At 37.7% G+C, this 12,434-nt stretch carries 14 protein-coding genes; 2 read left to right on the forward strand and 12 right to left on the reverse strand.

Going from position 1 to position 12,434, the window contains the following annotated elements:
* Positions 1-79 precede the first annotated feature (79 nt).
* Entirely contained in the window at positions 80-346 is a 267-nt protein-coding gene (locus tag HU137_RS05670) for a hypothetical protein (protein WP_182042819.1), read from the forward strand.
* Positions 347-358: 12 nt separating this feature from the next.
* Here HU137_RS05670 and HU137_RS05675 read toward each other — a convergent pair whose 3' ends face one another.
* Positions 359-790, reverse strand: a complete 432-nt coding sequence (locus HU137_RS05675; protein WP_182042820.1) for a DUF4168 domain-containing protein — start codon at positions 788-790, stop codon at positions 359-361.
* A gap of 151 nt (positions 791-941) precedes the next feature.
* Between HU137_RS05675 and HU137_RS05680 the strand changes: the two genes are divergently transcribed.
* Positions 942-1,328, forward strand: a complete 387-nt coding sequence (locus HU137_RS05680) for a hypothetical protein (protein WP_246361483.1) — start codon at positions 942-944, stop codon at positions 1,326-1,328.
* Positions 1,329-1,598: 270 nt separating this feature from the next.
* Here HU137_RS05680 and HU137_RS05685 read toward each other — a convergent pair whose 3' ends face one another.
* From HU137_RS05685 to nuoE, 11 genes are all read right to left on the reverse strand, one after another.
* Positions 1,599-2,993, reverse strand: coding sequence for an NADH-quinone oxidoreductase subunit N (locus HU137_RS05685; RefSeq protein ID WP_182042821.1), 1,395 nt, complete (start codon positions 2,991-2,993; stop codon positions 1,599-1,601).
* Between the two features lie 12 nt (positions 2,994-3,005).
* Positions 3,006-4,418, reverse strand: a complete 1,413-nt coding sequence (locus HU137_RS05690) for a complex I subunit 4 family protein (RefSeq protein ID WP_182042822.1) — start codon at positions 4,416-4,418, stop codon at positions 3,006-3,008.
* A 107-nt stretch (positions 4,419-4,525) separates the two neighbouring features.
* Complete coding sequence (nuoL, locus tag HU137_RS05695; protein WP_182042823.1) at positions 4,526-6,406, reverse strand: NADH-quinone oxidoreductase subunit L; 1,881 nt, start codon at positions 6,404-6,406, stop codon at positions 4,526-4,528.
* A gap of 4 nt (positions 6,407-6,410) precedes the next feature.
* Positions 6,411-6,737, reverse strand: a complete 327-nt coding sequence (nuoK, locus tag HU137_RS05700) for an NADH-quinone oxidoreductase subunit NuoK (protein WP_182042824.1) — start codon at positions 6,735-6,737, stop codon at positions 6,411-6,413.
* Between the two features lie 92 nt (positions 6,738-6,829).
* Positions 6,830-7,354, reverse strand: a complete 525-nt coding sequence (locus HU137_RS05705) for an NADH-quinone oxidoreductase subunit J family protein (RefSeq protein WP_182042825.1) — start codon at positions 7,352-7,354, stop codon at positions 6,830-6,832.
* Positions 7,355-7,861, reverse strand: coding sequence for an NADH-quinone oxidoreductase subunit NuoI (gene nuoI / locus HU137_RS05710; protein WP_182042826.1), 507 nt, complete (start codon positions 7,859-7,861; stop codon positions 7,355-7,357).
* Between the two features lie 15 nt (positions 7,862-7,876).
* Positions 7,877-8,929: an NADH-quinone oxidoreductase subunit NuoH gene (gene nuoH, locus HU137_RS05715; protein ID WP_182042827.1), complete on the reverse strand. Its 1,053-nt coding sequence runs from the start codon at positions 8,927-8,929 to the stop codon at positions 7,877-7,879.
* An 81-nt stretch (positions 8,930-9,010) separates the two neighbouring features.
* Complete coding sequence (locus HU137_RS05720) at positions 9,011-10,108, reverse strand: 2Fe-2S iron-sulfur cluster-binding protein (RefSeq protein ID WP_182042828.1); 1,098 nt, start codon at positions 10,106-10,108, stop codon at positions 9,011-9,013.
* A gap of 1 nt (position 10,109) precedes the next feature.
* Positions 10,110-11,468 (reverse strand): NADH-quinone oxidoreductase subunit NuoF, encoded by a 1,359-nt coding sequence (gene nuoF, locus HU137_RS05725; RefSeq protein WP_182042829.1) that lies wholly within the window; start codon positions 11,466-11,468, stop codon positions 10,110-10,112.
* Between the two features lie 3 nt (positions 11,469-11,471).
* Positions 11,472-11,873 (reverse strand): SecDF P1 head subdomain-containing protein, encoded by a 402-nt coding sequence (locus HU137_RS05730; protein ID WP_182042830.1) that lies wholly within the window; start codon positions 11,871-11,873, stop codon positions 11,472-11,474.
* A 63-nt stretch (positions 11,874-11,936) separates the two neighbouring features.
* Entirely contained in the window at positions 11,937-12,434 is a 498-nt protein-coding gene (gene nuoE, locus HU137_RS05735) for an NADH-quinone oxidoreductase subunit NuoE (protein ID WP_182042831.1), read from the reverse strand.

Consider the following 12,434-nt stretch of genomic DNA (forward strand, 5'->3'; position numbering starts at 1 on the left):
AGTTGGGAAGAAAATAATTTTTGAATTCTCTTTTAAGTTGGATTAAAATTTGCTTAAATTTAGACTAATAAAGGTAGTTATGGAAACAGCAGAATTAATCGAAAAAGAAGAAGTAATCAATTATCACTTCGTTCCGGTGGATCAAAAAGAGTCTAATATCACCCAAGCAAAATTGGAAAGAGCATTGCGTTTGGGAAATGAATATAAATCAAAGACTTATATCACTTTCCTGACTGATCAGGGACCTAAAAAAATTGAAACAACGGTTTGGTCTTGGACAGAAGATTACATCCAAATCAAAGGAAGTGTTTCAATTCCATTGAAATCCTTGATTGACATCGCATAAAGAGGATCGATTTTAGATTTGAGATAAGATTTTTTCCAATTTGATTTGAAGCAATTGATCTTGTTTGACGCGCTCGGCAATGGCTTTGTAATCTTGTTTGCTCAAATCATGTTTGGAGTAAGCCTTTTCAACTTCTTGCTCCAATTTGTTTTGAACCTTTTCAATTTCAGGTTGAATTTCTTCGTATTTGGTAAATTCAGATTTCGGAACATCAGGCTCATAATCAGAATTTTTGCTTTCATTGATGGCATGGTAAACTTCTAAATCCATTCCTTCTTTTGAAATAATTTGCGCCATTTCTTTTTGTGCTTTATTGTTCAATTGAAGCATTTCTTTATAAGCCCGAGCGAAATTCTGTAAATCATAATCGGTTACTTCCTGCGCATTGATTTGGGAAAATGCAAAAATTCCCAACAGCACTACCAAACTTTTTATTGTCTTCATTATGATTGATTTTAATTCAAACGTAAGCTTTTCAAATATATTGCCAAAATAAATTTCTTAAATCCTATCTAAACAACTGAAAAGCAGACTTTAAAGAATTTGGCACAATTGTTTCATAAATTCTGACGTTAATTATTTAAAAAATCAGTTTATGAAAGTTAAAGGAAAAATGTTAGGGTTATTGTTTGCGATGTTGTTTGCATCTTCATGGATGATTTCATGTAGTGATGATGATAGTCCGGCCGACAGTGATGTTTTTGTAGGAAGGTATGAAGGTTTTGTTTCCTATTCAAATGGTGAGAGCAATACAACGGACGAAAATGGATATGTTCAAGTTGTAAAAGTAGGTGAGCATTATAATTTTTTATTTTCCAATGGGATTCCGGATTTAACGGGTGTTCAATTTGAGTCAGATGGAGAAGTTTTGATTAACATCGGTGCGACTGAAACTCAGTTGATCCGTGTTACCGCCAATTCTCTTCAGATTGCCTATGCAGAAAATGGGAATGATGTTTGGACAGCCAATTGTACGAGATAGAAATTCCACAATTAATAACGAAAAGCACCCGATGAATTGTTCAAAGGGTGCTTTTTTTTTGTCTAATTTAAGAGCCTGTTTAAATTTTAACGGAATTAAATTCATATAGTAATACTATATTTCCCTTAAATATCTTTTTATGCTCTTTTTACCGTATTTTATCCTTTTTAATTTTGTTTTAGCCCGCTAAAACTACAATCAAAAAGAACAAAATTCATCTAAAAACTGCTATAAAAATAATTATTTATAAAATTTAACAGGCTCTTAATTTTATTTCGAAACTAAGCAATTGAAAAGCATTTTCAATAAATCCGGATAAACACCTAGAGCAAAAGTCAAAAGCGTTCCTAAAATCAAAAGGATTTGAGTTGTCAAAGACAGCTTGATTTTCTTTTTAGACGAATTTCGGAAATACATCGCGATCACAACTTTGATGTAATAATAAATACTCAAAACCGCCAGAACCAAAGCAGCGATCACCAAAATCAAATTGGAAGGCTCTTTCATTGCGGAACTCAATATGAAGAATTTCGCTAGAAATCCGGACGTAAATGGAATTCCCGATAGGGATAACAAAGCTACAGTCGAGACAAATGCCAAAAGTGGTGATCTTTTTGAAAGTCCGTTAAATCCTTTGTAAGAAACATTTTTTACCTGAGTCAAAGTATAGAATAGGACGATACTCGCCAAACCATAACTCACGGTATAAAACAACAAAGCATATTTTGATTCTTCGTTAATTTCAAAAAACGCAAACATCATAAATCCGGCTTGAACAACAGACGAATAAGCCAACATCCGTTTGACACTACTCTGTTTTAAAGCTGAAAAATTACCCAAAATCAATGTTAGAATGATGATGAAACTGAGTAAATACTGATAATTCTGCGCAACGATTTCAGAAGTGATTTTAAATGCAGACATCACCGTTATGAAGGTCATGAATCCTGCTCCTTTTACGATGGTTATCATAAAGGAAGAGAAAACCGTCGGTGTCCCATCGTATACATCCGGCGCCCAAAAATGCATAGGCGCAACTGATACTTTGAAACAAAAAGATAAAACCAATAATACCCAACCTGAATAATAAATGGACTGGAAATCAAAAGCATAAGCCACGATGTTTTTCATCATAAACGTTCCGGTAGCACCATAAATTAACGTAATCCCAAGCAACATAATTCCAGTAGAAAAAGCGCCCATCAAAAAATATTTTACTGCAGCTTCTGTACTTTTCATCTTATGTTTGGCAGAGCCGGCAAGTGCATACAGTGGAATTGAAAGAATTTCGATTCCTAGAAACATTAGCAAAAGGTTGTTGAACGTAGCCAAGACCGCAATTCCTACAAACGATATGAAGATTAAGGCAAAATAATCTGAAACCTGACTTCCCGGTTTGGTGAAATTATATCGATTGACTAATGTGTAGTAAAGTCCGATCAAACACAACAAAATGAAAAATGAAATCCGATAAGGATCGGTCTCAATCATATTGGAATACTTTCCTTGAAAAACCTCAAAACCTTGTAATTGAATAACCCCGGAAACGATCATCACAATAAACAATAGAACCGCCAAAATGTTGAGTTGGCGTTTGTCTTTTAAAACAAAACCACTGAACATAAATAAGATTCCTGAAAGTGCCGATGTCAATATAATATTCATGAATGCGCTTGTTTAATTTTGAAAAAGATTAAATAAAACAGTTGGATATACACCTAAAACCAATATGATGATGGAAATCAAACCAAATAATATCCATAGTGTTTTAGGGAATTTTTGTCTCTTTTCCGGTATATTTTCTGGCTCGCCAAATAACAAAGCAGTTGATAATCTCAATGTATAGGCCGCAGAAAGAATGACACCTGTACAACCGATGATACAAAGAATCGGATTATATGTATACAATGCGTTTAACATCATAAATTCACCGATGAAACTACTAGTAAGCGGCAAGGCGACGTTTGCCAAACCAAAGAAAGTAAAGAAAATCGCAATCCATGGATCTATTTGTGCCAATCCACCGATGGATTTGATGGTTTTGATTTTATATTTTCTTTGCATATAATCTACACTTAACCATAGTCCCAAAACCACAATTCCATGACTGAACATTTGAAAATAAGCACCTTTGATTCCGATTTCGGATTGAGAAAATAAACTCATGAAAATAAGTGCCAAATGCGCTATAGACGAAAAAGCAATGATTTTCTTGACATTATTTGTCGTCAAGGCTATGAGCGAAGCATAGATCAATCCAAATCCGATGACGTACAGTAAATTATCATAGACTTCGCAAGAAAAAGGAAACATATTGATGTACCAATTTACTACTGCAAAAAGTCCCATCTTCGCCATCAAAGCACTCAAAACAACGGTTACCGGAGTAGGAGAAGTCTTATAAACCGCCGGTTGCCAACTATGTAACGGAAACAAAGGAATTTTTATAGCAAATGCGATCAAAAACAACCAAGCCAGCGTCTGTAGATTTCCAAATTCTGCTGTTACTTTCATCACGTCTTCCAGCAAGAAACTGTCTGGACGCAAATGAAATCCGATGTAAATGATGCCTGCCAACATCAAAAATGACCCTAAAATTGTATAGATAAAAAAGGTTGTATTGGCCGAAATCCTCGTGTTTTTTGCACCCCAAATTCCTATCAAGAAATAAATCGGAATCAAAACGATTTCCCAAAAGAAATAGAATAACAATAGATCTTGTGCTAAGAACACTCCGTTTAGCCCGGCAAATGCAATCAATAATAAGCCATAAAAAGAGTTAGAATAATTCTTTTTAATCGTATAGAAATACAAAAATAAAACAGTGTAGACCAGCGTGGTCAATAAAACCATGGCTGCGCCTAGTCCTGTCAAACTTAGTGCAATATTGGCTTGAACATCCGCCAATTTGAACCATGGAAAAATCACGGTCAAATCTACAGCTGTGTTAGAAAACAATAAAAATAAAGTGTAGACAAAACAGTAAATGCTGACAGCCGTTCCAACAAATCCCAGTGGTCTGTTGTGTTTGATAACCGTTAAAATCAGTCCGGCAATAAGTGGCAATAAAATCAGTAACGATAATAACATTCCTTCTATATGTTTTTAAGTATCAGGTGATTGAATTCAATTGACCTAAACTTTTTTAATTTTTAATTCTAATTCTAAATTTCTCCGAAAATTAATTGATCACTCAATCAAATTATTCCAAAAAAGAAAATCCCCAATCCGGCAACAATTCCGATGACCATCAATAAAATGTACATGCCTATGTTTCCGGTTTGAACCGTTTTTATATTTTTTGAAATGACATAAGATAAATCTCCCGTACCATCGACTAAGCGAACAATTCCAGATTTTTCTACGTATTTTTTAAAGAAATTTCCTAATCCAATCAATGGCGAAACAATGGCTGCTTGATAGATTTCGTCTATGTACCATTTGTTTTCCAATACTTTTGCCAAACCTGTCGCTTCCTTGTCCACTTTTCCGTTGTACCATTTGTTGGCAAGTAATATAGCCACCGCAACACAACTCAGCAAAGCGCCGATCAACATCCATTCGGTTGCATGTGAAATATGGTGAGGTTCTCCATGAGGAATTACAACTCCGGAAAGGAATTCGTTCAAACGATGTGCATTTTTCATGAACAATTCAGGAATTCCAACCCAACCACCTACGATGGAAAGAACCGCTAAAATGATCAAAGGAATCGTCATCGCTTTTGGACTTTCATGTGGATGAACACTTTCATCTCTTAATTTTCCACTGAATGTCATAAAATACAGTCGGAACATATAAAACGAAGTCAATACCGAAACGATAAATCCAATGGCGTAAATCGCTTTGTTACCTAGAAACATGCTCAAAAGCATTTCATCTTTGGAGAAAAATCCACTTAGTGGCGGAATTCCGGCAATCGCGATACATCCAATTAACATCGTGATATGTGTCGTGGGCATGTATTTTTTCAGACCGCCCATTTTGGTCATGTCTTGTTCGTGGTGCATTCCATGGATCACAGAACCAGCTCCGAGGAATAACAAAGCTTTAAAGAAAGCATGTGTCATCACATGGAAAACCGCAGCGACATAAGCACCCATTCCCAAAGCGGCAAACATTAAACCCAACTGTGATACAGTCGAATAAGCCAATACTTTTTTGATATCGTTCTGTCTCATCGCAATGGTTGCGGTAGTCAAGGATGTGATGATTCCGATCCAAGCGATGATTTCTTTTGTGTAAGGTGCCAATTCAAATAATTCATTGCAACGCGTGATCAAGAAAATACCTGCCGTTACCATCGTTGCAGCGTGAATCAACGCCGAGACAGGAGTTGGTCCGGCCATCGCATCAGGCAACCAAGTAAACAAAGGTACTTGAGCTGACTTCCCGGTTGCTGCAAGGAATAGTAATAAGGTGATTCCTCCGATTGCAAAAGTTGAAATATGGGTGGTAGAAAGCAATCCAAATACTTCTGTGTATTGTAGCGTTCCAAATTCTCTGTATATCCAAAACATCGCCAATAAAAAGCCTACGTCACCAATTCGGTTCATGATAAAAGCTTTTTTGGCTGCGCCAACGAAATCTCTGTTTTTGAACCAAAATCCGATGAGCAAGAAGGAACAAAGTCCAACGCCTTCCCATCCGATGAACATCATGAAGAAATTACTTCCCATGACCAGGATTAGCATAAAGAAAATAAACAAATTCAGGTAAGCAAAGAACTTCCCAAATCCTTCATCGTCATGCATATATGCTGAACTGTATACATGAATCAAAAACCCAATTCCTGTAATGACTAATAAAAACAAACTCGTCAAGGCATCGATTTGGAATGAAAAAGGAATTTGAATTGACTTAAAATTGATAATATCAAATGCATGAAAAATCATCGGTTGCGCTCCCGCTCCAGATGGTACATTCATGAATACCAATACCGACAAAATAAAACTAACGAAAACCAATCCTGAACCGATCGTACCGATCATCGATTTGGAAAATGTGTTTCTTCCTAAACCATTGATGAAAAACCCTAAAAGTGGCAACAAAGGAATGAACCAAATATACTTCTCCATAAATTTAGTGTTTTAATCGGTTTAGGGATTTCACATCTACGTTGTACGCTTTTCTATAAAATAAAATCATGATGGATAGACCGACTGCAACTTCTGCTGCGGCTACAACCATGATAAAAAGAACGAGCATTTGGCCGTCAATTCCGGCTTCTGTTCCTATGTTTTTGGCTTGATGCATTTTTGAAAACGCAACCAACAACAAGTTGACAGAATTTAACATCAATTCCACACACATCAACACGATGATGATATTTCTACGCGTCATCACACCGATCATCCCGATGGAGAACAGCGTAAGCGATAGAAATAAATAGTAACTTATCGGTATCATTCTTTTATTTTATTTATAGAAAGTTGAATGTAAAAAGTAAAGTCTATATTTTCAAATTCTAATTTCAAATCTTCAATTATTTTATTTTCAAATTAATCTTTCACATGTAAATCTTCCGTTCTTTTGGATAGTAAAACCGCACCGATCATCGCACCCATAAACAGGATACTCGCCAATTCAAATGGAATGACGTAATCTGAATACAAAGCAGTTCCTATACTTTCTGTTAGACCTATATCGCTTTTTGCCAATAAAGTTTGGTTGTTTTCTTTTATGTCCGATTTCAAGAAAATGCCCACTGTGAGTGCAAAAAACAAGATAGAAACGATCGTTCCGGATAAGATGATAAACGGTTTGCTAAAGTTTTTGTCTTCTTTGTTCAAATTCATCAACATCACGACAAATAAAAATAAAACCATGATGGCACCTGCATAAACGATGATGTTGACTACCGCTAGAAATTGAGCATTGAGCAAAACATAATGTCCGCTGATGCTGAAAAATGTGATGATCAGATACAAAATCGAATAAACAGGATTTTTGGTCGTAACCGTCAAAAGTCCACTTAAAATGGTCAAACTCGCCAAAACAAAAAATAAAATCTCCGCTGTTTCCATTTAGTCGTTGGTGTTTTTTGGATAAGGAATCAATAAATCTTCTTTTCCGTAAATGAAATTTTTACGTTTATAACTTGCCGGAGGAACTGTTTGCGAAAGATAAACAGCATCTTTTGGGCAGGCTTCTTCACAAAATCCGCAGAAAATACATCGCAACATATTGATTTCGTATTTCGCTGCATATTTTTCTTCACGGTACAAATGTTCTTCACCCGGTAATCGTTCCGCAGCTTCCATCGTGATGGCTTCCGCAGGACAAGCCAGCGCACAAAGCCCACAAGCTGTACAATTTTCTCGTCCTTCTTCATCACGGTTTAACACATGCAATCCACGGAAAACTTGACTGAAAGGACGTGTTTTCTCAGGATAATTGATGGTCGCTTTTTTCATGAAGAAATGTTTCAGCGTGATCCACATTCCTTGAAAAATTGAAATCAAATAGAGTTTCTCCCAGAAATTCATCGGGCGTCTGTCTACTTGTTTTGCTCTGTTTGTTAGAAGTTCCATTCTTCTATTTTATTATTAATTGTTAAAAAAATACAACATTACAAATCCGGTGATCAGCATATTGGCCAATGCCAACGGCAACAGTCTTTTCCATCCCAAATCCATTAATTGGTCATAACGGAAACGCGGTATGGTCCATCTCACCCACATAAAAACAAAGATGAAAAAACATGCTTTTAAGAACAAACTCAAAAAGTGTAAAACCGCCATCGTATTCATCCCCAAACTTTCCGTCAACTCCGCATCGTTCACAAACGGAATATCATATCCTCCGAAATATAATGTCGATAAGATTACTGAACTGATGAAAATGTTGATGTATTCGGCAAATAAGAAAAATCCTAATTTCATGGACGAATATTCAGAATGGTATCCACCGATCAACTCGTTTTCCGCTTCCGGTAAATCAAACGGTGTTCGGTTGGTTTCTGCAAAAGAACAAACCAAAAAGATGATAAACCCGATGGGTTGTAATATGATGTTCCAATAACCGTCCATTTGTTGTTCCACAATTCCTCCGAGTCGTAGCGTTCCGCTGATCATCAAAATCGTTATCAATGCGATACCCATTGGCAATTCGTAGGAAATGATTTGCGAAGCAGCACGAAGTCCTCCCATCAACGACCATTTGTTATTGGACGCCCAAGACCCCAACATGATTCCGTAAACACCCAAACTCAAAACACCCAAAATGTAAAGAAATCCAACGTTGATGTCTGCGATTTGTGGAACGATGATACTGTCGCCAATTTCTATCGGCGTAGACCATGGAATCACGGCTCCGGTCATACAAGCGAGAATCATCGCAATCGTCGGTCCTAAAACGAATAGGAATTTTTCTGCATGACGAGGTGTGATTTCTTCTTTAAAAAATAATTTTCCACCGTCTGCAAGTGGTTGTAGTAATCCTCCCCAACCGGCACGGTTTGGTCCGCGACGGTCTTGTATATAAGCCGCCACTTTTCGTTCCGCCCAAGTCGAATACATCGCAACTACCAACGAGAATCCTATCATGATTCCTGCCAGCGTTGCTTTTTCACCAATTAAACTCCAAAATTCCGGGTTCATATTTTTCTTTCTATATTAAATTTTGATTTGGAAATTAATTTCCATTTTCATCCGCCGCGGCGGACAAATTCACAAATTAATTTACTCCTTAAAATCTTTACTCGTTGCTGGGCCGTCAATTTTGCTTAAATCTCGTTCCGGTTCATTGACTTCACTTACATCGTGGATGTTCAACAATAATTTCGGATCACGACCTTTCATCACTCGTTTAAACGTTTCATGCGGTTTAACCATTCCCACTTTTCCGGCATAATGTCCTTGACGAATTACCGAGTCTTTTGCTACTACACTCGGTTGCTCAATGACCCAATCCTGGGTTTCTTTTTTATCAAATCGGCAAGTATTGCAAATCCAGTCTTCCACTTCGTTCCATTCGTTTTTACGAGCGGTTACACGGAAAACTTCGTCACCTCTGTACCACAACTGAACTTTTCCGGAACAAGTCGGGCAGTCTCTATGCGCATCCACCGGATTTAAAAACCAAACACGATTTTTGAATCGGAAAGTTTTATCGGTCAACGCACCAACCGGACAAACATCGATGATGTTTCCGATGAATTCGTTGTCCAATGATTTCTCCAAATAAGTTGAAATCTCCGCATGATCTCCTCTGAACATCACGCCATGCTCACGACATCCAGTAATTTGGTCGGCCGTTTTTACACAACGGTAACACAGGATGCAACGGTTCATGTGCAATTGGATTTTGTCTCCTAAATCCTCAGTTTCAAATGTTCTGCGTTTGAATTCGTATCTTGTTTCTTCTTTACCGTGCTCGTAACTCAAATCTTGCAATTTACATTCGCCAGCTTGGTCACAAACCGGACAATCCAAAGGATGGTTGATCAATAAAAATTCGACCACACCTTCTCTTGCAGTTACAGCACGTTCAGATGATTTGTTACCGACAACCATTCCGTCCATCACAGTCGTTCTACAAGAAGCTACCAATTTTGGCATCGGTCGGGGATCGGCTTCACTTCCTTTGGTCACTTCGACCATACAAGTTCTACAGTTTCCTCCTGTATTTTCCAATTTTCCGTAATAACACATCGCCGGTGGAGCCACTTCTTTCCCTATCATTCTGGCTGCTTGAAGAATCGTCGTTCCAGCAGGCACTTGAATGGTTTGCCCATCAATGGTTACGGTAAATAAGGGTGTTTCTTTTATTTCTGACATTTTAAGCCTGTTCTTTAATTTCCAATGGATCTGCATAGTGCGCCAATCCATAATTTCTCGTCAGGCATTCTTCCGGATTTAGGACATGCCATTCAAACTCATCTCTGAAATGTCGAATGGCTGCTGCAACTGGCCAAGCCGCCGCATCACCCAAAGGACAAATCGTGTTTCCTTCTATTTTTCGTTGGATGTCCCACAGCAAATCGATGTCGGACATTTTTCCTTGTCCTTCGTCAATTCGTTTCAGAATTTTTTCCATCCAACCCGTTCCTTCACGACAAGGTGAACATTGTCCACAACTTTCATGTCGGTAAAATCTTGCCAATGTATACGTATGATAAACGATATCTTGATCTTCATCCAGAACGATAAATCCGCCCGAACCCATCATGGTTCCGGTTGCAAATCCACCGTCAGCCAAACTTTCATAATTCATCAAACGCGGCTGTCCGGTTGCGGTGGTTAACAATAAATTCGCCGGTAAAATCGGAACGGAACTTCCGCCCGGAATACAAGCTTTCAATCGTTTTCCGTTGGATATACCACCACAAAATTCGTCTGAAAATATAAATTCTTCCACCGTTTGGGTCATGTCGATTTCATAAACGCCCGGTTTGTTGATGTTTCCGCATGCGGAAATTAATTTGGTTCCGGTGGAACGACCGACTCCGATTTTGGCATATTCGGCACCCGTCATCATGATGATCGGAACGACTGCCGCAATGGATTCAACATTATTTACCACCGTTGGTCTTCCCCAAGCTCCTTTTACAGCGGGGAATGGTGGTTTGATTCGAGGGTTTCCTCTTTTTCCTTCTAAAGATTCTAACAAAGCGGTTTCTTCCCCACAGATATATGCTCCACCACCTCGTTGTACATATATTTCTAAATCAAATCCGCTTCCTTTTATGTCTTTTCCGAGCCAGCCGTTGGCTTTGGCTTCGGCAATGGCTTCTTCTAGAATTTCTGCTATCCAAGCATATTCTCCACGGATGTAAATGTAAGAAGCATTGGCTCCCAAACAAAAAGACGAAACGATCATTCCTTCGATCAATAAATGCGGAATGAATTCCATCAAATACCGGTCTTTGAAGGTTCCGGGTTCGGATTCGTCTGCATTCACTACCAAATGTCTTGGAACGCCTTCCGGTTTCGCCAAAAAGCTCCACTTCATACCCGTTGGAAAACCCGCTCCACCACGTCCACGTAGCCCGGAAGTTTTTACTTCTTCCAGGATTTGTTCAGGGGTCATCGTAAATGCTTTTTCTACCGATTTATAGCCGTCATGTTCGCGGTAAGCGTCATAATGACGAATCCCGGGAACTTCAGCGTGTTTCAATAATAATCTTGTTTCTCCCATTTCCTACTTGATTTCGGATTTATTGGTTAATTCATTTTTTATCTTTTCAGCTTCTGAAATTGTGAAATTACCTGAAATATTTAATTTTCCTCCGGTAATTTTTTCATTAACAAAAGGGGCTGAAATAATTTTTCCATTACTTAAAATGGCTAATTTTTTTCCTATGCTTTTTTCAGTCGCTTCACTAAATTTATTAGTACCCTCTTGGGTTAATTCTATATAAATTGTAACGTGATTTTTTGAATAACCCGAAATATCAACATTTATCTTTTTAAAATCTTTTTGTTCACAAACAGCAACAGTATCTATATTTAGAATAGAAATTAAATTGTTATAGTCTTTATACTCTAACTGAACAGTTGAAGATTCACGACTATCTTTCACATAATAAATTCCTGTTTCCAATTTCTTTTCGGGAACAAAAAGAATGGAAGTAGAAAAAAATGTTATGAATAGCAATTTTATCATTTACGCCAACTTTCTTAATTCTTCCAACAATTCATCGACCTTTTCTATGGTCAAATTCTCTCTGTACGTTTTTCCCAATTGCATCATCGGGGCATATCCGCAAGCGCCCAAACATTCAGCAGGTTTCAATGTAAACAATCCGTCTGGAGTCGTTTCACCTGCTTTGATGTTCAATTTTTCTTTGATATGGTTGATGATTTTATCCGAACCGCTCAACATACATGGCCCTGTTTGGCATACTTCCAAAACATATTTCCCAACCGGATTCAAATTGAACATCGAATAAAAAGAAGCAACTTCATACACTTCCACCGGTAAAATACCCAAGGTTTCCGCTACATGATCCATCACCGGAACATCCAACCATCCGTTGGATTCGGCTTGGGCAATATGCAAAACAGGAATCAAGGCGCTTTTTTGTTTTCCTTCCGGATAATGCGTCATGATTTCCTTTATCTTATTATAGGTTTCTTCTGAAAATTTTACTGCTGTTTCCAT

Source organism: Moheibacter lacus (assembly GCF_014042165.1).
Taxonomy (GTDB): domain Bacteria; phylum Bacteroidota; class Bacteroidia; order Flavobacteriales; family Weeksellaceae; genus Moheibacter; species Moheibacter lacus.

What these genes read in the sequence shown, in the direction of transcription:
- nuoE (WP_182042831.1), bottom strand. Translation starts at nt 12,434, where the DNA reads ATGGAAACAGCAGTAAAATTTTCAGAAGAAACCTATAATAAGATAAAG.
- nuoH (WP_182042827.1), bottom strand. Translation starts at nt 8,929, where the DNA reads ATGAACCCGGAATTTTGGAGTTTAATTGGTGAAAAAGCAACGCTGGCA.
- HU137_RS05680 (WP_246361483.1), top strand. Translation starts at nt 942, where the DNA reads ATGAAAGTTAAAGGAAAAATGTTAGGGTTATTGTTTGCGATGTTGTTT.
- HU137_RS05670 (WP_182042819.1), top strand. Translation starts at nt 80, where the DNA reads ATGGAAACAGCAGAATTAATCGAAAAAGAAGAAGTAATCAATTATCAC.
- HU137_RS05690 (WP_182042822.1), bottom strand. Translation starts at nt 4,418, where the DNA reads ATGTTATTATCGTTACTGATTTTATTGCCACTTATTGCCGGACTGATT.
- HU137_RS05675 (WP_182042820.1), bottom strand. Translation starts at nt 790, where the DNA reads ATGAAGACAATAAAAAGTTTGGTAGTGCTGTTGGGAATTTTTGCATTT.
- HU137_RS05720 (WP_182042828.1), bottom strand. Translation starts at nt 10,108, where the DNA reads ATGTCAGAAATAAAAGAAACACCCTTATTTACCGTAACCATTGATGGG.
- nuoI (WP_182042826.1), bottom strand. Translation starts at nt 7,861, where the DNA reads ATGGAACTTCTAACAAACAGAGCAAAACAAGTAGACAGACGCCCGATG.
- HU137_RS05705 (WP_182042825.1), bottom strand. Translation starts at nt 7,354, where the DNA reads ATGGAAACAGCGGAGATTTTATTTTTTGTTTTGGCGAGTTTGACCATT.
- nuoK (WP_182042824.1), bottom strand. Translation starts at nt 6,737, where the DNA reads ATGATACCGATAAGTTACTATTTATTTCTATCGCTTACGCTGTTCTCC.
- nuoF (WP_182042829.1), bottom strand. Translation starts at nt 11,468, where the DNA reads ATGGGAGAAACAAGATTATTATTGAAACACGCTGAAGTTCCCGGGATT.
- nuoL (WP_182042823.1), bottom strand. Translation starts at nt 6,406, where the DNA reads ATGGAGAAGTATATTTGGTTCATTCCTTTGTTGCCACTTTTAGGGTTT.
- HU137_RS05685 (WP_182042821.1), bottom strand. Translation starts at nt 2,993, where the DNA reads ATGAATATTATATTGACATCGGCACTTTCAGGAATCTTATTTATGTTC.